Origin of the sequence: Hyalangium minutum, assembly GCF_000737315.1 — a bacterium.
Taxonomy (GTDB): domain Bacteria; phylum Myxococcota; class Myxococcia; order Myxococcales; family Myxococcaceae; genus Hyalangium; species Hyalangium minutum.
The window spans coordinates 587,369-605,153 of sequence record NZ_JMCB01000006.1 but is presented as its reverse complement, the minus strand read 5'-3'; the positions used below and the strand labels follow the sequence as shown (position 1 = coordinate 605,153).

Genomic DNA, 17,785 nt, shown 5'->3' with positions numbered 1-17,785 from the left:
ACTCAGCGGTCCTCCCACCTGGGCAGGGTTGGCTCCAGAGGCGAACCGGGTCACTGCTTGGCGAGAATGCGCCCCTTGCCATCAATCGCGTACTCAGCACCCGCGTCCAGTTCGATGAACCCGGGCCCGCAGTGGGAGAGATCCGGAATGAAGAGCACGAAGAAGAGGTCATCGCTGGCCTGGAAAACCGTGACGTTGATGTACTTCCACTGGGCGAGGCACTTGCCAGCCGGATACTTCTGGTCTTCAGCCCTGACGCTGGGAGGAAGGTAGTCATCCATGGCTACCTTCAAGGCTGCCATCATGGGCCCGGTCAGCCGGGTTCCTCCCTCCAATGAGTTCAAGAACTGAACCTTGGCGCCCTCCTCAGGATGTGCCCAGATTGGCTTTTCCTGTTTGTAGTACCCAAAGAAAGAGCAGCCCGCCAGCATGCTGGCGCAACAGAGTAGAGAAGGAAGAAGAAGCCTCATGTCGCTTCGCCTCGGTGGGGTGTTGCCAGTAGGCCCTGCGGTTGCGATTCGTTCCCGCGCTCCTTGCCGTGATGCTCTTGCTCAAGGCAGCCAATCCTGGCCTTCGAACATCTGGATATCACCCACGTCGTTGTAGGCTTTGCCGATAGCAACCCATTTGTCATTGCGCAGTGCATGGACAATTCGTGTTGCCTGGTTGTACAGGTAGGTTCTGCATTCGCCGGTTCTCTCGCGGTAGAAAAGCATGAGATGGCGATCCCATAGGTGCTCGGTGGTTTTGTCCTTGAAACGAGTGGGATTCCAGTTCGACCAGATGCTCAAGTCAGATCTTGAAAAACGCCGGTTGTGGGGATGTCCATGAACACCACCGATGATGATTGCGTCTCTATGGCCAGCGTCATCCAGCAACCTGGGGAGCGCACAGGTCTTGGTAGTCGTGTCGGGCCTGTTCTTGAAATCGGAGAGGTAGCTGAGGAAGTACGCCTTCTCCTGGGGTGAATAGTAGTTCAGGGCGCAATACTCAAACCCATATACACCGTTTGACGCCCCGGGTTGACTGGTCACGATTGCACACGCGTTCATGGCCAGTGCCTCCAGAGTTGAAAAGGGGCCCGCCAGTGGCCCCTTCACCTCGATGCTCCCGTCAGGTAAGCGGGTGGCGCGCAGGTTGGGGTTGGGGCTTGAGCATGTCAGGACGCTGCCTATAACACACAGCACCCCAACACCCTGAAGTCTCCAGCCCATCTTGCTCTCCCACGTGACTCACCTGCTTTTCTCGAGAAGCTGAAAATACAGGAGAGCGCTGCCGCTTGCACCCTTTTGGGGCCCCACGGCCGTCACCTGACCGAGTGAGCCAACCTCGTCTCACTTGCTTCCGGCGGGGTATCCCTCGAAGGCGTCCCATCCTTCAGAAGGCTCCGGAACCCGAGCGCTTCCATGCACTCGCGGGCTTGGGTAGCCCAGGTGGTTTCCAGGAGTCTCTCTGGAGGTGCCCCAGTCACGGAATCGGCGAGAGCTTGTACCTTGGGCGCTGCCTCTCGGAAGCGCTCCGCATCAGGGCTCCCCTGGGCCGACTATATGAGTCGGCTTGCCGCGCTGGCGCCCATCGTCGAGAAGGTCGTGGAGTCACCATGAGCCAGGAACAGCTCTCTCCTGCAGCAAAGGTCCCGCCTACCCGAGTTGACGTGCTCCTCCAGATCCGCAGCGACATGCGGACGCGCCAGTCACCGCCCTATTTGTACATGGGTATCCCGAACGCGGGGCGGCTCAGGTGTTTCACGGGCGGGTACTGGCAGTGTACGTATCATCTCGGCATGGATGAAGGTCAGGACCACCTGTTTGGCCTCTGGCTGCGTGATGTGAAGAAGGCGTGGCCCGCGGAAGGTTGGGCGGAGGCCTACCTGCGGGAGTTTGATGGCGACCACACCCGCGCGGTCCGCAAGTACCTCGACTCCGTGGCCGAGTTCCGCGGCCTGTCCCCCGAGGAACTCGCGGCCATGCCCTTGAACACCGAGGAGCGAAGCCGGCTGGGCAGACCGTCGGCGATGCGGCCCACCCAACCTCCCGTGCCCACCCTGGACGAGCTGCTGGAGATCCGCCGCGTGGGCCGCATCCTCATGTACATCGGCGAGGCGAGAGTGGAGCGCATGGCCGGGTACATCGACGGCTACCGGTTGTGCCTCTCCCTGGCGGGCCTGAAGGACGAGGAGTACCTGCGCTTCGAGCGCTGGCTTCAGGACACCGCCCGCGTTCCCCCTTGGCACACCTGGGAGGACGCCTTCCTCCAGGCCGCCCACGGCGATCACGAAGCGGCCATCCACCGGTTGCTGGACTGCGCCGCCGAGTTCCGCGTCCTCCCCGCAGCTCCCTGACCCGGACGGTTCCACGCTCGGCAGAACCGGAGTCTCTTACCGCCTCTCTGCGGGTGCTGATCCTTTCTGAAATTTGGGTCCCCACGGCCTGCTCTTGAAGCGGTGTGAGGAGCCCCGCTCCTCGCATGCTCCCCAAACAGTGCCTGGAGCGGACATCGACCTTGCCCGTTGCAGCCTGACCCTGGGGTGAATCTTGCGTTTTGCAAGGTGGCCCCGGGTAGGGGGCCTCTGCACTCCACTCGGAACGCTTGCTTCCTGCTCCCGGCGCGTCGATTGCACTGGGAGGGGCGTATGCGCATGTCTTCTTTGATGACGCTCTCGCTGCCACGACCCTCGAGGGATGACGCCCCTTCGCTCAAGGCAAGGGCGAGGATCCGGTGGCTTGCCTTGCTGTGCGGCGCAGTGGTGGTCCTGGGGGCATTTCTTCTCCTGGCGAGGACCCTCACGGCCGAGCAGCGGGCCATTGCGGGCATGGACCCTCAAGCTCGCGCCCAGCTCTTCCGCGAGACCTGGGACGGATTCCAGGCGGTGTGTCAGCCGCAGGCGAAGCCGGGGCTCGGAGGCCGGTGCAGGCAAGAGGCCCAGTTCCTCCTGAAGTTCCCAGAGTGCAACGCGGCCTGCAGGGATCAACTGGCCGACATGAACCGCGCGACCCGGTGAGCTCTCGCTGGCTCGGTCCGTCCCCCTCTCTTCAGGAAAGCCATGGCGCTCTCCCCGCTCCCTCTCGTGTTGTGCGGCGTGTGCACCGCGCAGGCGGCATCCCCTGCTCCGCAGGCGGAAGCTGGCCCAGCCGAAGTGCCGCCCGCCGTACCTGTCGCGCAGTCTCCTGCACCGTCTCTTGTCGAGGCGCTCGCTTCCCGCCTGAAGGTGGAGGCCGGAGTCGATGCGTACTACGGCTTCAACTTCAACCGGCCCGTGGATGCAGCCAGCTTCATTCCAGGCACGGGTACCAGCGCCAAGCGCCACAACGAGTTCTCCCTCAATCTCGCCACGCTGGGCGCGAGCCTGGAGCCAGCGCCGGTGGGCTTCCGCCTCCTGCTGGGCTACGGCACGGGCATGGAGGTGCTCCACGCGGGTGAGCCCACGGGCACCGCGGTGGGACCGGACGTGTGGCGCTTCGTGCAGCAGGCCTCGGCTTCGTTCGCCCGGGGACCGCTCACACTGGAGGCTGGCATCTATCCCAGCCACATCGGCTTCGAGTCGCTGCAGTCTCAGCTCAACTGGACGTACACACGCTCGTGGATGGGCGAGCTGTCGCCCTACTACCAGACCGGTCTCAAGGGCACCTGGCGCTTCAGCGATGCGTGGAGCGCGCAGCTCCACCTGATCAACGGTTGGCAGAACATCGGCGAGAACAACCCCGGCAAGGCACTGGGTACGCAGGTGGCCTACGCGGGCGAGCGCCTGTCCGCCTCGTTCAACACCTTCATCGGCGAGGAGGGCCCTGAGGGCAGTGACGGCCTGCGTCTGTTCGGCGACGGAGTGGCCACCTACAAGGTGACGGACGCCTTCAGCCTGGGTTTCACCGCGGACGTGGGCACGCAGCGCGTTCCGGAGGCCGGTACGGCCCTCTGGTATGCCGCCGCGCTCAGCGCCCGCGTGCAGCTCTCCGAGCCGGTGGCCGTGGCCGCCCGCGCTGAGTTCTTCAAGGATCGCGACGGCCTCATCAGCGGCACCGCGCAGATGCTCTCCGAGGGCACTCTCACCCTGGAGGTCAAGCCCGCCGAGCACCTCACCCTCAAGCTCGAGGCGCGCCACGACCGCTCGACCGAGGACGTCTTCGCGGGCCACGGGAAGATGGAGGACGGCGCGCCCACGTCAAAGCCTTCCCAGACGCTCCTGATCGGCGGCGTCACGGCCTTCTTCTAGGGAAAGGGATTGTGTCCATGGACCTCGTACTCGTGCTCGTCACCACCAGTTTCTTCGCGCTCGCGTGGGCTTATGCCCGCGGCTGCGAGCGCCTCTGAGAAGAAAGGATTCACGCCATGACCTTCGAATACGCGGCTGGCGCCGTGCTCTCGGTGCTGCTCACCGCCTACCTTGTCTACGCCCTGCTCCGCCCAGAGCGGTTCTAGAGGCACCGTCATGACCCTCATCGGTTGGTTGCAGATCCTTCTGTTCTTCGGGCTCGTGCTCGTGCTGACGAAGCCCCTGGGCCGCTACCTCTTCCGCGTCTTCGAGGGAGAGAAGCAGCCCCTGCCGCGCGTGTTCGGCCCGGTGGAGCGCGTGCTGCTGCGCCTGTGCGGCGCGGACCCGAAGCACGAGCAGACCTGGAGCCAGTACACGCTGTCAGTGCTGGCCTTCAGCCTGTTCAGCCTGCTCATCACCTACCTCATCCTGCGGCTGCAGCACGTGCTGCCGCTCAACCCGCAGTCCTTCGGACCGGTGGGGCCGGAGCTGGCCTTCAACACCGCCGCCAGTTTCACCACCAACACCAATTGGCAGTCCTACGCGGGCGAGTCGACCTTGAGCTACTTCAGTCAGATGGTGGGACTGACGTGGCACAACTTCACCTCCGCAGCGGTGGGGCTCGGTGTGGCGCTGGCGCTGGCTCGTGGCTTCACCCGGCGCCCAGGCCCCGAGGGACAGAAGACGCTGGGCAACTTCTGGGTGGACCTCATCCGCGGGCTGCTCTACGTGCTGCTGCCCCTCTGCGTCGTCTATGCGCTCTTCCTGGTGTCGCAGGGCGTGCTGCAGAACTTCGCGCCCTACCGCGAGCTGGCGACGCTGGAGGGTGTGAAGCAGACGCTCGCCATGGGCCCGGTGGCCTCCCAGGAGGCCATCAAGATGCTGGGCACTAACGGCGGCGGCTTCTTCAACGCCAACAGCGCACACCCCTTCGAGAACCCCACGCCGCTCACCAACTTCGTCCAGATGGTGTCCATCTTCGCCATCCCCGCGGCCCTTACCTCCACCTACGGAATGATGGCCCGAGACCCGAAGCAGGGCTGGGCGCTCTTCGCGGCCATGAGCCTCCTCTTCTTCGTGGGCGTGGCGGCCGCCTATGCCGCCGAGTCCAGCGGCAACGCCGCTGTGGCCTCAGCGCAGGTGGCGCAGGCGGGCAACATGGAGGGCAAGGAGGTGCGCTTCGGCATCTCCGCCTCGGCGCTCTTCGCCACTGTCACCACGGACGCCTCGTGCGGCGCCGTCAACGCCATGCATGACAGCTTCACCCCGCTGGGCGGCCTGGTGCCTCTCGTCAACATCCAGCTGGGCGAGGTCATCTTCGGCGGCGTGGGCGCCGGCCTCTACGGCATGTTGGTCATGGTGGTGCTCGCCGTCTTCATCGCTGGCCTGATGGTGGGCCGCACGCCCGAGTACCTCGGCAAGAAGATCGAAGCCCCGGAGATGAAGCTCGCCATGCTGTACGTGCTCATCTTCCCGCTGGTCATCCTCGGCCTAGGAGCCGTGGCGGCTGTCATCCCCCAGGGCATCTCTTCGCTCAACAACACGGGGCCGCATGGCCTGTCGGAGATCCTCTACGCGTTCACCAGTGGCACCGGCAACAACGGCAGCGCCTTCGCGGGCCTCAACGCCAACACCCCCTTCTGGAACCTCAGCCTGGGGCTCGCGATGCTGGCCGGCCGCTTCCTGATGATCATCCCAGTGCTGGCCATCGCCGGCTCCATGGTGGGCAAGAAGGTGGTACCGGACGGACCCGGCACCTTCCCCACCAACGGCGCGCTCTTCACCGGTCTGCTGGTGAGCATCGTCGTCATCGTAGGCGCGCTCACGTTCTTCCCCGCGCTCTCTCTGGGCCCCATCGTCGAGCACTTCCTCGCCGGGGCCGGAAAGGTGTTCTGACATGGCCTCCGCATCCTCGAAGCAGGCGTCGCTCTTCGAGCCGGCGCTCCTGAAGCAGGGCGCCGTGGACAGCCTGCGCAAGCTCCACCCTCGGGACGTGGCCCGCAACCCAGTCATGTTCGTGGTGTGGACAGGCAGCCTGCTCACCACGGTGCTGGTGCTGAAGGAACTCTTCACGCCAGGACCCGCTACCACACCGGTGTGGTTCACCGTCTTGGTGACGCTGTGGCTGTGGTTCACCGTCCTCTTCGCCAACTTCGCTGAGGCCGTAGCGGAGGGCCGTGGCAAGGCGCAGGCGAGCGCGCTGAGGAAGATGCGCAAGGACACTCTCGCGCGCCGGCTCGTGGACGGGCGCGAGGAGCGCGTGCCCGCCCCCAGCCTGCGCAAGGGCGACCTCGTGGTCTGCGAGGTGGGGGACCTCATTCCGGGTGACGGCGAGGTGGTGGAGGGCATCGCCAGCGTGGACGAGTCCGCCATCACCGGCGAGTCCGCTCCCGTCATCCGCGAGTCCGGCGGCGACCGCTCGGCGGTGACGGGCGGCACCAAGGTGCTCTCGGATCGCATCGTCGTGCGCATCTCCGTCAACCCAGGCGAGTCCTTCCTGGACCGGATGATTGGCCTGGTGGAGGGCGCGGCCCGGCAGAAGACGCCCAATGAGATCGCCCTCCACATCCTGCTGGTGGGGCTGACCCTCGTCTTTCTGATGGCGTGCGTGACGCTGGTGCCCCTGGCGCTCTACTCGGGGGTGCGGCTGTCAGGCACGGCGGTGGTGGCGCTCCTGGTGTGCCTCATCCCCACCACCATCGGTGGCCTGCTGAGCGCCATCGGCATCGCGGGCATGGACCGGCTGCTGCGCAAGAACGTGCTGGCCATGAGTGGCCGCGCGGTGGAGGCGGCGGGAGACGTGGACACGCTGCTGCTGGACAAGACCGGCACCATCACCCTGGGCAACCGCATGGCCACGGAGCTGCTGCCCATGCCCGGCGTGCGCCTGGAGGAGCTGGCCGAGGCCTCGCAGCTGGCCAGCCTCGCGGACGAGACGCCCGAGGGCCGCTCCATCGTGACGCTGGTGAAGGATGCCTACCGGATGCGCCCGCGCGAGCTCCAGGCGCACCAGGCCACCTTCGTGCCCTTCACCGCCCAGACGCGCATGAGCGGGTGCGACCTCGTGGATCCCCACCCGCGCAGCATCCGCAAGGGCGCGGTGGATGCCATCGTCAAGCATGTGCAGAGCCAGGGTGGCTCCGTCCCCGCCGAGCTGACCCAGGCCGCCGGGCGCATTGGTGACGCGGGCGGCACGCCGCTGGCTGTCTCGGATGGCTCCCGGCTGCTGGGCATCATCCACCTCAAGGACGTGGTGAAGGGCGGCATCAGGGAGCGCTTCGACCGCTTCCGCGCCATGGGCATCCGCACGGTGATGATCACCGGCGACAACCCGCGCACCGCTGCCGCCATTGCCCGGGAGGCGGGCGTGGATGACTTCCTGGCGGAGGCCACCCCGGAGGCCAAGCTGGCCCTCATCCGCGCCGAGCAGGCCAAGGGCAAGCTGGTGGCCATGACGGGGGATGGAACCAACGACGCGCCCGCGCTGGCTCAGGCGGACGTGGGCGTGGCGATGAACACCGGCACCCAGGCGGCCAAGGAGGCCGGCAACATGGTGGACCTGGACTCCAACCCCACCAAGCTCCTGGAGGTGGTGGAGGTGGGCAAGCAGCTCCTCATGACGCGCGGCACGCTCACCACCTTCTCCATCGCCAACGACGTGGCGAAGTACTTCGCCATCCTCCCCGCGCTCTTCATGGGGGTGTTCCCGCAGATGGCTCCGCTCAACGTGATGGGGCTGTCGTCGCCCTACAGCGCCATCCTCGCGGCGGTCATCTTCAACGCGCTCATCATCATCGCGCTGATTCCGCTGGCGCTCAGGGGCGTGCGCTACCGGCCGCTCGGCGCGGCGGCGCTGCTGCGGCGCAGCCTGCTCCTCTATGGAGTGGGCGGCGTCATCGTTCCCTTCCTGGGAATCAAGGTCATCGACGTGCTGCTCACCACTGTGGGGCTGGCTTGAGAAAGGACTTCGCCATGGCATCCGCGCTCCTCACGGCCCTGCGGGCCTGTTTCGTAACCCTGGTGCTCACCGGAGGGCTGTACCCCCTGGTCGTCACGGGTGGGGCTCAGCTTCTCTTTCCCCATGAGGCCGATGGCTCGCTCATCACCGGCGAGAAAGGCCAGGTGGTGGGCAGTGCCCTCATCGGGCAGGGCTTCACCCATCCCGCGTACTTCCAGCCGAGGCCCTCGGCGGCGGGCAGTGGGTATGACGCCATCGCATCCTCCGGCAGCAATCTCGGCCCCACCTCCCAGAAGCTGCGCGACCGGGCCGAGGCCGAGGCCGAGCGTCTGCGCCGCGAGAACCCGGATGTTTCAGGCCCGGTGCCCGCGGAGCTCGTCACCGCGTCCGCCTCCGGGTTGGATCCGCACCTGTCTCCTGAGGCCGTGCGCTGGCAGGTGGCCCGCGTGGCCAAGGCTCGCGGCGTGGCACCCGAGCGGATCCTGGCCCTCGTGGGTGTCGAGACCGAGGGACGGACTCTGGGCGTCCTCGGGGAGCCTCGGGTGAATGTGCTGGCCCTGAACCTGGCGCTGGATCGCCAGTTCGGCCGGCCCGAGCTGCCAGGGTCCGCAGTGGGGCGCACGGCCGGGCCGTCAGGGAGCTCGGAGGCGGCCCGGTGAGGAGCAGGGCCACGGGAGTGGCTGTCCGGGCCCAGGAGCGCTACACCCCCGCATCATAAGAGAGGGCACAGGCGTGAGGACGCGGCGCGCACGCGCGGAAGACTTCCTGGAGCTGGTCGAGAGGGGCCGGCGCGGCAGGCTCAAGCTCTACATCGGCTTTGCCGCCGGCGTGGGCAAGACGTACCGCATGCTGGAGGAGGCCCACGCCTTGAAGAAGCGCGGCGTGGATGTGGTGCTCGGCTTTGTCGAGCCCCACGGCCGTCCGGAGACCCTGGCCCTGGTGGAAGGCCTGGAGGTGGTGCCGCGCAAGGCCTTCACCTACCGCGATGTCACCGTGGAGGAGATGGACCTGGACGCGGTGCTCGCCCGCAAGCCCCAGGTGGCCATCGTGGACGAGCTGGCCCACACCAACGTGCCGCTGTGCCGCAACGCCAAGCGGTACCAGGACGTGCAGGAGTTGCTGGCCGCGGGCATCAACGTCATTGGCGCCTTCAACGTGCAGCACCTGGAGAGCCTCAATGATTTGGTGGAGCGGGCCACGGGCGTCACCGTCCGGGAGACCCTCCCCGACAGCTTCCTCAAGAGCGCGGATCAAGTGGTGAACCTGGACCTCGCGGTGGAGGACCTGCACGAGCGCCTCCGGACGGGGAAGATCTACGCGCCGGAGAAGGTGACCCACGCGCTGGAGAGCTTCTTCAAGCAGGAGAACCTCTCCACGCTGCGCGAGCTGGCGTTGCGCGAGGTGGCCGAGAGCCTGGACCGCGCCACGCTCGGCCAACAGGCTCGCGCCGGTGAGGAGCTGCCCGCCAAGGGTGGAGGGTGGGGGCGGGTGATGGTGGCGCTCTCCAGCTATCCACCGCGCGCGGCGACGCTGCTGCGCCGGGGCTCGCGCATGGCGGGCCGGCTCAACACGGACTGGTTCGTCGTCTACGTGGAGACGCCCGGCGAGGCCCCGCACCTCATCGATGCGGAGGCACAGCGGCACCTGCTGGCCAACATCGAGAAGGCCAAGGAGCTGGGCGCGGAGGTGGTGCGGCTGCGCGCGAAGCAGCCCGTGGAGGCCCTGCTGGACTTCGCGCGCTCGCACGGAGTGGGCCACATCATCGTGGGCCGCTCGCACCAGCCGTGGTGGAGGCGGCTGCTGGGGCGCGCCGCGGATGTGCGCCTGTTGAGAGAGGGCACGGGCTTCGACATCCACGTCGTCGCGTTCGATGCCCCTGGAGAGGAGCACCGCCCATGACGCTGCGAGGCCGTCTGTTGTTGGCCCAGGCTCCGCTGGCCCTCGCGCTGGTGCTGGTGGGCGTGGTGGCGGTCGTCACCCTGGGACGGGTGGGGCGCTCCGGGCAGGAGATCCTCCAGGATAACTACCGCAGCGTGCTCGCCATGCAGCGGATGACGGAGCACCTCGAGCGGATGGACAGCGCGGCGCTCTTCATCGTCGCGGGCGAGCGCCAGCGGGGCGAGGCGCAGCAGGCCGTGCAGCGCCCCAAGCTGGAGGCGGAGCTGCGCGTGCAGGAGGCGAACCTCACCGAGAAGGGCGAGGCCTCTGCAACCCAGCGTCTGAGGGAGGCCTGGACGCGCTATGTGACTCGCTATGACGCCTTGCTGGCGCTCTCGGATCGGGAGGCCGCGCGTGAGCACTACTTCGAGTCGCTCTCGCCGGCGTTCTCCGAGGCCAAGGCCGCCGCCTCCGCCATCCTGGACCTGAACCAGGATGCCATGGCACGCAAGAGCGACGCCCAGCGCCGGCTGAGCCAGCGCGTCAACGCGCTCACGGGGGTGGCGGTGCTGGCCGCGTTCCTGGTGGGGCTCTTCGCCTCCACGTCGCTGACGCACCGGGCGCTGCGGCCAGTGTCCGTGCTCTCGCAGGCGGTGCAGCGGATTGGCCAGGGGGACCTGGCGGTGCGCGCGGTGGTCGAGGGGCAAGACGAGATTGCCCAGCTCGGCCAGGAGTTCAACGCCATGGCGGAGCGGCTCCAGCGCTACCGCCAGAGCAGCCTGGGCGAGCTGCTCCAGGCTCAGGCCGCCTCGCAGGCCGCCATCGACAGCCTGCCGGATCCGGTCCTGGTGTTTGGCGCGGATGGAGCGCTGCTCAACGTCAACCGTGCCGCGGAGGACGTGCTGCGCATGCCGATGGGTGCGGAGGGAGACCCGCTGGCCCGGGCGGCTCCAGAGGTGCGGGAGGTCCTGGAGCGGGTGCGGCTCCACATGCTGGAGGGCAAGGGAGCCTATCAGCCGCGCGGCTATGAGGAGGCGGTGCGGGTGAGCTCCTCCGAGGGAGACCGGTGGCTGCTGCCCCGTGGCAGCCCCGTGTACGCGGAGAGCGGGGAGGTGGCCGGCGCCACGGTCATCCTCCAGGACGTGACACGGCTGCGCCGCTTCGACGAGCTGAAGAATGACCTGGTGGCCACGGTGGCGCACGAGTTCCGCACCCCGCTGACCTCGCTGCGCATGGCCATCCACCTGTGCGCGGAGGGCGTGGTGGGGCCGGTGACGGAGAAGCAGGCGGACCTGCTGTCCGCGGCGCAGGAGGACTGTGGCCGGCTCCAAGGGATTGTGGATGACCTGCTGGATCTGTCGCGCATCCAGTCGGGGCAGCTGACGTTGAACCTGCGGCGTGTGACGGCGCTGGAGCTGGTGGAGGGGGCGCTGGGGACACACCGGGTGGCAGCGGAGGATCGCGGCGTGCGGCTTCTGCAGGAGATCTCCCCCGAGGCCGAGGAGCTGGAGGTGGATCCCGAGCGGGTGCAGCTCGTGCTGTCGAACCTGGTGGGCAACGGGGTCCGGCACACGCCCTCGGGCGGAGAGGTGTTGGTGCGGGTGACGCGAGAGGGCGCACGGGTGCGCTTCGAGGTGAGGGACACGGGCGAAGGCATTCCGCCCGAGGAGCAGGCCCGCATCTTCGAGAAGTTCTACCGGGCCCCGGGCGCTCCGGCGGGCGGTGCGGGGCTGGGCCTGTCCATTGCCCGCGACATCGTCCAGGCGCACGGTGGACAGCTGGGGGTGGTGAGCGCTCCGGGCCAGGGCAGCACCTTCTGGTTCGCCCTGCCACAGCCCGCGTCCTCGGCTTCCTAGTTCGAAGTGGGAGACTCGTACTTCTTGCGCTTGCGCCACAGCGTGGAGGAGTCGATGCCCAGAACCTTCGCGGCTTCGTCCAGCGTGGGCGCGCTGGCCATGACGCGGAGGATGTGCTCGCGCTCCACCTCCTCCAGCGTGTGCGGCCCGCCCAGCGTCACCAGGGAGCCCGAGGCCGCGGCGATCCGCTCGGGGAAAGCCTGCGGCTCCAGCACGTTCGCGGGCCAGACGATGAGCGCGCGTTCGATGGCGTTGCGCAGCTCGCGTACGTTGCCCGGCCACCCGTAGGCCAGCAGCATCCGCTCCGTCGCGGGAGACAGCTCTGGGACTGGACGCTTCGCCGCGCGTGCGAAGAAGGCCACGAACCGCCGCGCCAGGGGCAGGAGGTCCTCCGGCCGCTCCCGCAGCGCGGGCAGCTTCACCTCCACCACGTTCAGCCGGTAGAGCAGATCCTCCCGGAAGCGTCCCTGGGCCACTTCCTTCTCGAGGTCCCGGTTGGTGGCCGCGACCACTCGCACGTCCGCGCGCCTCGTGCGTCCCTCGCCCAGCCGCTCGAACTGTTTCTCCTGCAGGAAGCGCAGGAGCTGGGCCTGCAGCGCCGTGCTCGTCTCCGACACCTCGTCCAGGAAGAGCGTGCCACCCTCGGCCTGCTCCACGCGGCCGGGCTGATCTCTCACCGCACCCGTGAAGGCGCCGCGCACATGGCCGAAGAGCTCGCTGGCCAGGAGCTGCTCGGAGAGCGTGGGACAGTTCACCGTGACGAATGGCCGCAGCCGCCGAGGGCTCATCGAATGCAGCGCCCGCGCCACCACGCCCTTGCCCGTTCCGCTCTCGCCGCGCAGCAGCACCGCCGCGTCCGAGGCCGCGGCCCGGGTGATGAGCCCCAGCGCCGCGTGCATCGCCGGAGAGGCCGTCTCCAGCGTGGCCTCCGGCACCGTCTGCGCCAGCTGCCCCTCCAGGTCTCCCAGCCGCGAGCTCAGCTCCCGGTGGGCGCGCGCCCGGTCCACCACGTGACGGATCTGCGCGGGGGTGAAGGGCTTGGGCAGGTAGTCGCGGGCCCCACGCTTCACGGCCTCCACCGCGGTGTCAAAGGTGGCGTAGGCGGTGATGAGGACGATGTCGAGGTTCGGGGACTCGGCCAGCATCCGGGGGAGCAGCTCCAGGCCGCTCGTGGTGCCCAGGCGCAGATCCACGAACGCCAGATCGGCCGGCCCCTGTGCGAGCGCCGCGAGGGCGGCCTCCGGGGTGGCGGCCTCACGGACCGTGCAGCCAAAGCCCTCCAGGCAGATGCGCAGCGTGCTGCGGATGTTGCGCTCGTCGTCCACCACCAGCACCCGCATCGGGCTGGGCTCGGCGGGCAGGGGCTCGGGCGGGGGCTTCATGCCGTCATCATAAGCGCCTCGCCTTCCCGGTGCCGTGCCGGTGACGCCTCCCGTACAGCGGACGCTCGGCGCGCTGGTAAACGCGCGCGCCCTGCGGCATGAGGAGCCATGCTCTGGAGCGTGGCATGACGGACGGTGAAGACTCGCCCACGGGAGGGCTCTTCTCGCGGGAGCTCGAACCGCCGCCCCGGCAGTCCAAGGCGACGCGCGCGGTGGTCATCGGCGCCATCGGTCTGGTGGCCATCGGCGTGTGGATGTGGGTCCACGGCTCGGCGGGCGGTGGCCTCCGCGCCATGTCTCCCGCCCAACGCGAGGCCTTCTACCAGGAGGCCTGGGCCGAGCAGCGCGCCCGCTGTCTGGAAGTCGACGGACCCCGGGACTCGGAGGCCCGTTGCCGCAAGCGCGCCGAATACCTCCTCCAATTCCCCCAGTGCGACGAGGCCTGCCGCAAGGAACTGGCCCCCTCGCTCCAAGGATCCACGCCGTAACCTCCGTGAGCGGTGGTAGCGTGCCGCCGCGTGAGTGCCCCTTCGTCCTCCGCCCCCCGCTGGATGTTGTACGGCGCCTCTGGCTACACCGGCCGCCTCATCGCTGAAGAGGCCGTGCGCCGAGGCCATCGCCCCGTGCTCGCTGGCCGCTCGCGCGAGAAGCTGGCGCCCGTGGCTGAACCCCTCGGCCTCGAGGTGGCCGTGATGGGCTTGGAGGACATCCGCGGCCTCGTGGCCTCGCTGGAGGGCCTGCCCCTGGTGCTCCACGCCGCGGGCCCCTTCGTCCGCACCAGCGAGCCGATGGTCCAGGCGTGCCTCGCCGCGGGCGCGCACTACCTCGACATCACCGGGGAGATTCCGGTCTTCGAGAACGCCTTCCACCATGACGCCGAGGCCCGCGCGCGCGGCATCACCCTCATGCCCGGCGTGGGCTTCGACGTGGTGCCCACCGACTGCCTTGCCCGCTACGTGGCCGAGCGCGTGCCTGGAGCGCACGAGCTGGACATCGCCATCACGACCAGCGGCCAGGCCAGTGCCGGCACCACCAAGTCCGCGCTGGAGCAGCTGCCCTCGGGCGGACGCGTGCGCCGGGGGGGAACGCTCCAGCTGTGGCCCCTGGGCAAGGGCCAGCGCCGCGTGCGCTTCTCCGACGCCGAGCGCACGGTCATCCCCATTCCTTGGGGCGACCTCGTCACGGCCTGGCACACCACCGGCATCCCCAACATCACCACCTATATGGCGCTGCCGCGAGCCGCCGCCCGGTTCCTTCGCGTCACCTATCCGTTGCTCAAGCGCGTGATGGCCGTGGACGCCGTCCGCCACGGCGCCGAGCGCCTCATCGAGTCCCGCATGCACGGGCCCGACGCCACCGCGCGCAGCGAGAGCCGCTCCCACCTCTGGGCCGAGGCCCGCGCCGCCGATGGCCGCCGCAGCCAGGCGTGGCTGGATCTGCCCGAGGGCTACGCCTTCACCGCCGTGTCCGCCGTCCGGGCCGTGGAGGAGGTGCTGGCCCAGAAGCCCGTGGGGACGCAGACGCCCGCGCGGGCCTTCGGCGCCGACTTCGTGCTCACCATTCCCGGGTGCCAGCGCCAGGAGGTGCAGTCCTGAGGCACGAGGCGGATTGCCCGCCCGCCCTCCAGGCAACCTAGAAGGTCGCTGGCGGCGATCCGCTTCCCTGCGGCTGTAAGCCAATGTGCTGCCAGGGGTTGGGTGACCGACGCACGCGGTCACGAGTCCTTGAGTGAGAGGGGGATCTGGCAGCTATCCTACGAGGTAAGGTGTCCCGGCGCGTCTTTGTCCCGGGTCAGAGGCGATGACGCTGACGTTCAAGCGAAAGATGATGTTGTTGCCCGCGCTGGCCGCGCTGTTCCTGCTGGCCATCCTGGGCCTGTCCATCATCGTCGGCGTCAAGACGGGCAACGCCCACGAGCTCATCGAGCAGGGCCATGCCCCGGCGCTCGCGCACAGCCAGTTGATGCTGGCGGACCTGCAGACCCTCCACCACGAGCTGCAGGACGCGGTGGCGCTGAAGGACGAGAAGCGCAGAGAGCCCATGCGGGCCATGGCGCGAAAGTTCTCCGCGGACCTGGAGGCGGCGCGCCGCAACCCGGTCCTCAGCGCCCAGCACCTCACGGTGCTCCTGCAGGACTTCACCGAGTACCAGCAGAACCGGGAGCAGGTGGTGGAGTTCTACCTCGTCCAGAAGGGCGAGGACACGGCGGCACTGGCTCGGCTCAACACGCGCTTCGCGTCCATGCAGAAGGCGCTGCAGTTGATGGTGAATGAGCAGCAGCGGGGGCTCACGGACGCCTTCCAGCGCTCGGCGCGGGCGGGCACCCGGGGGCGGGTGTTGATTGGCGTGCTGGTGTTCCTGTGCATCGGGGTGCTGGCGGGCATGGCGTATTGGATGGTGAAGGAGGTGGCCGAGCCGCTGGAGCGCCTGTCGGCGATGGCCTCGCGGATTGCCACGGAGGGGGACCTGACGGTCTCCATCGACGTGAGCGCCAAGGACGAGGTGGGGGAGCTGGCCCGCAGCCTGGACTTACTGGTGAAGCGGCTGCGCGCGGTGCCAGTGGCGCTGCAGAGCGTGGTGGGCGAATTGGCCACGGCCTCCGAGCGGCTGACGAAGGTGAGCCAGGAGCAGATCGCCTTCCTGACGGAGCAAGCGCGCAGCCTCTCCGAGGCGGGCACGACGATGGCGGAGATTGCCCAGACGTCGAGCGTGGCCTCCAACCGCGCGGAGATGGTGCTCCAGGTGGCCGAGCAGGCGGACACGTTCACGCTGGCGAGCCAGCAATCCATCGAGAGCAGCGCGCAGGGGCTGGATCAGATCCGGCGCCGGGTGAGCGCGATGGTGGGCAACATCGGCCAGCTGTCCGAGCAAGCGGTGCACGCGCGGGAGATCATCGGCAGCGTGAAGGACCTGGCGGACCAGAGCAACGTGCTGGCGCTGAACGCGGCCATCGAGGCGTCGCGTGCGGGCGAGGGTGGGCGCGGGTTCGCGGTGGTGGCGCGGGAGATGCGGGTGCTGAGCGGCCAGTCGCTGCAGAGCACCGAGCGCATCGGACGCATCCTGCTGGACATCAACACGGCGATTCGTCAGGCGGTGGCGGCGGCCGAGGGTGACAGCAAGGAGATGGAGGAGGGCATCGAGCAGGTGCTCACCTCGGCGGACAAGCTGAAGGAAATCACCCACGTCATGCAGGAGAGCAGCAAGGCGGCGCGGCAGATCGTCGCCTCGGTGACGCAGCAGAACGCGGGCATCTCGCAGATGACGGATGTGATGACGCAGCTGTCGGGGATGATGGGCGACGTGGTGCTGGCCACCACCACCGCGGAGGAGGCGGTGGGGCAGATCAACTCCACGGTGTCGCAGTTGCGGAGGATCGTCTCCGAGTTCCGCGTGTAGCCGCGGCGGGGCTCACCCGAGGAAGCGCCGCTCCCAGCGCCGCGTGTCCTCCTCGGTGAAGCCGGTGAGGGGAGCGCTTTCCCGGTAGGTCCAAGGCTCCAGCACCCGAGCCAGCTCACGGTACGGAGGCAGCTCGCGGCCGGACTCCGTGTCTCCCGCCTCCGGCCAAGGGCCTAGCGTGACGGCCGCGCGATCGCCATCCAGCGGCTGCACGGTGACGTCCGGTGAGGAGAGCTGAGTCCGTAAGCCTGCAGTGCCCCCCAGGTGTCCCAGCACCGGTTGTCCCAGGAACGTGAGCCAGTGTGCGCCTCGGACTCGCGTGCCTAGCTCCATCGAGAGGTAGTTCAGTTGGAGGACATCCAGCCCCGGGTAGCGAAAGCACCAGCGGCGGACCTCTCTGGAGACACCCAGGTCATCCATCAGCGCGTTGAAGGAGAGGCCTGCGTGACCGGAGTTGAAGGGCAGGGGAGTGGCCAGCTCCAGCGCCAGCTCGCGAATGCGCCCCGGGCCGTGCTTCTCCAGGTATTCCGTCGACAGCCAGAAGGAGGCGGCACAGACCGGCAAGTCTCGCTTCGCGAGGGCAGGATCCTCCAGCCACTTCCCGTAGTACTCGAACTGGAACTCTCCGGCTCCGCCCGGGCGATCCTTCAAGTAGAGGAGGGCCCCACGCTTCTCGAGGAGTTCCTTGCGGAGGTTGCTCCAGGCTCGCTCATCGAGTTCCTGCATGTCCCCTTGTGCGTCCGCGTACCAGCACAGCGAGTGGGGGCCCACCGCGTTCAGGTACGTGTCCAGTGATCGCAGGACGAACGGCGCGACGTCCGGGTGCGAGCGCTGCATGAAGAAGCAGATGTTCACGCCTTCGCGGATCTGCAGCTCTCCGTTCTCAGCGGGGATGCGAATGCGCGGGTAGTGCTCGCTCATCGGACTCCCCAGAAGGGAGAGACGCGGAAGGGCTTCACGCCCAGGGCCGCGTGACGGTGCGCACTTCCTTGCCGATCTGAATCGCCACATCGTTCAGCAGGGCTCGAGCGGTAGCCCCAGGCGGGAGGAGTTCGAGGAAAGGTGG

At 68.1% G+C, this 17,785-nt stretch carries 16 protein-coding genes; 12 read left to right on the top strand and 4 right to left on the bottom strand.

What is annotated here, in order from left to right:
- Window positions 1–50: 50 nt before the first annotated feature.
- Window positions 51–470, bottom strand: a complete 420-nt coding sequence (locus DB31_RS17975) for a hypothetical protein (RefSeq protein ID WP_044189158.1) — start codon at window positions 468–470, stop codon at window positions 51–53.
- An 81-nt stretch (window positions 471–551) separates the two neighbouring features.
- Window positions 552–1,214, bottom strand: coding sequence for a hypothetical protein (locus DB31_RS17970; RefSeq protein ID WP_240486746.1), 663 nt, complete (start codon window positions 1,212–1,214; stop codon window positions 552–554).
- Between the two features lie 569 nt (window positions 1,215–1,783).
- Here DB31_RS17970 and DB31_RS17965 point away from each other — a divergent pair.
- The 9 genes from DB31_RS17965 (at window position 1,784) to DB31_RS17925 (ending at window position 11,941) form a co-directional block, all read left to right on the top strand.
- Window positions 1,784–2,341, top strand: a complete 558-nt coding sequence (locus tag DB31_RS17965; protein ID WP_338034303.1) for a hypothetical protein — start codon at window positions 1,784–1,786, stop codon at window positions 2,339–2,341.
- Between the two features lie 291 nt (window positions 2,342–2,632).
- Complete coding sequence (locus DB31_RS17960; protein WP_044189153.1) at window positions 2,633–3,001, top strand: hypothetical protein; 369 nt, start codon at window positions 2,633–2,635, stop codon at window positions 2,999–3,001.
- Window positions 3,002–3,043: 42 nt separating this feature from the next.
- Window positions 3,044–4,210 (top strand): porin, encoded by a 1,167-nt coding sequence (locus DB31_RS17955; RefSeq protein ID WP_044189151.1) that lies wholly within the window; start codon window positions 3,044–3,046, stop codon window positions 4,208–4,210.
- Window positions 4,211–4,326: 116 nt separating this feature from the next.
- Window positions 4,327–4,416 carry a K(+)-transporting ATPase subunit F gene (kdpF, locus tag DB31_RS17950; protein WP_044189148.1) on the top strand — a complete coding sequence of 30 codons (90 nt, stop codon included), beginning with the start codon at window positions 4,327–4,329 and terminating at the stop codon, window positions 4,414–4,416.
- 10 nt (window positions 4,417–4,426) lie between these two features.
- Complete coding sequence (gene kdpA, locus DB31_RS17945) at window positions 4,427–6,145, top strand: potassium-transporting ATPase subunit KdpA (RefSeq protein WP_044189145.1); 1,719 nt, start codon at window positions 4,427–4,429, stop codon at window positions 6,143–6,145.
- Between the two features lies 1 nt (window position 6,146).
- The gene (gene kdpB, locus DB31_RS17940; protein WP_044189143.1) at window positions 6,147–8,207 is read left to right on the top strand and encodes a potassium-transporting ATPase subunit KdpB; all 2,061 of its coding nucleotides are present in this window, start codon (window positions 6,147–6,149) and stop codon (window positions 8,205–8,207) included.
- 14 nt (window positions 8,208–8,221) lie between these two features.
- Window positions 8,222–8,866 (top strand): potassium-transporting ATPase subunit KdpC, encoded by a 645-nt coding sequence (gene kdpC, locus DB31_RS17935; RefSeq protein WP_044189140.1) that lies wholly within the window; start codon window positions 8,222–8,224, stop codon window positions 8,864–8,866.
- Between the two features lie 73 nt (window positions 8,867–8,939).
- Window positions 8,940–10,106 (top strand): sensor protein KdpD, encoded by a 1,167-nt coding sequence (locus tag DB31_RS17930; protein WP_044189138.1) that lies wholly within the window; start codon window positions 8,940–8,942, stop codon window positions 10,104–10,106.
- Window positions 10,103–11,941 (top strand): HAMP domain-containing sensor histidine kinase, encoded by a 1,839-nt coding sequence (locus tag DB31_RS17925; RefSeq protein WP_044189135.1) that lies wholly within the window; start codon window positions 10,103–10,105, stop codon window positions 11,939–11,941. Before DB31_RS17930 ends, DB31_RS17925 begins: the two co-directional genes overlap by 4 nt.
- Here the strand turns inward: DB31_RS17925 and DB31_RS17920 are convergent.
- Window positions 11,938–13,281, bottom strand: a complete 1,344-nt coding sequence (locus DB31_RS17920; RefSeq protein WP_044190041.1) for a sigma-54-dependent transcriptional regulator — start codon at window positions 13,279–13,281, stop codon at window positions 11,938–11,940. The two genes, DB31_RS17925 and DB31_RS17920, sit on opposite strands and share 4 nt — an antisense overlap.
- Before the next feature lie 167 nt (window positions 13,282–13,448).
- Between DB31_RS17920 and DB31_RS17915 the strand changes: the two genes are divergently transcribed.
- The 3 genes from DB31_RS17915 to DB31_RS17905 all read left to right on the top strand — a co-directional run bounded on the left by DB31_RS17915 (window position 13,449) and on the right by DB31_RS17905 (window position 16,719).
- Window positions 13,449–13,811, top strand: a complete 363-nt coding sequence (locus DB31_RS17915; protein ID WP_044189134.1) for a hypothetical protein — start codon at window positions 13,449–13,451, stop codon at window positions 13,809–13,811.
- 30 nt (window positions 13,812–13,841) lie between these two features.
- Window positions 13,842–14,918: a saccharopine dehydrogenase family protein gene (locus DB31_RS17910; RefSeq protein ID WP_205628524.1), complete on the top strand. Its 1,077-nt coding sequence runs from the start codon at window positions 13,842–13,844 to the stop codon at window positions 14,916–14,918.
- 205 nt (window positions 14,919–15,123) lie between these two features.
- Window positions 15,124–16,719 carry a methyl-accepting chemotaxis protein gene (locus DB31_RS17905; RefSeq protein ID WP_044189129.1) on the top strand — a complete coding sequence of 532 codons (1,596 nt, stop codon included), beginning with the start codon at window positions 15,124–15,126 and terminating at the stop codon, window positions 16,717–16,719.
- Window positions 16,720–16,731: 12 nt separating this feature from the next.
- On the opposite strand, the gene DB31_RS17900 is transcribed toward DB31_RS17905, so the two are convergent.
- Complete coding sequence (locus DB31_RS17900) at window positions 16,732–17,640, bottom strand: DUF3396 domain-containing protein (RefSeq protein ID WP_052420051.1); 909 nt, start codon at window positions 17,638–17,640, stop codon at window positions 16,732–16,734.
- Window positions 17,641–17,785 lie beyond the last annotated feature (145 nt).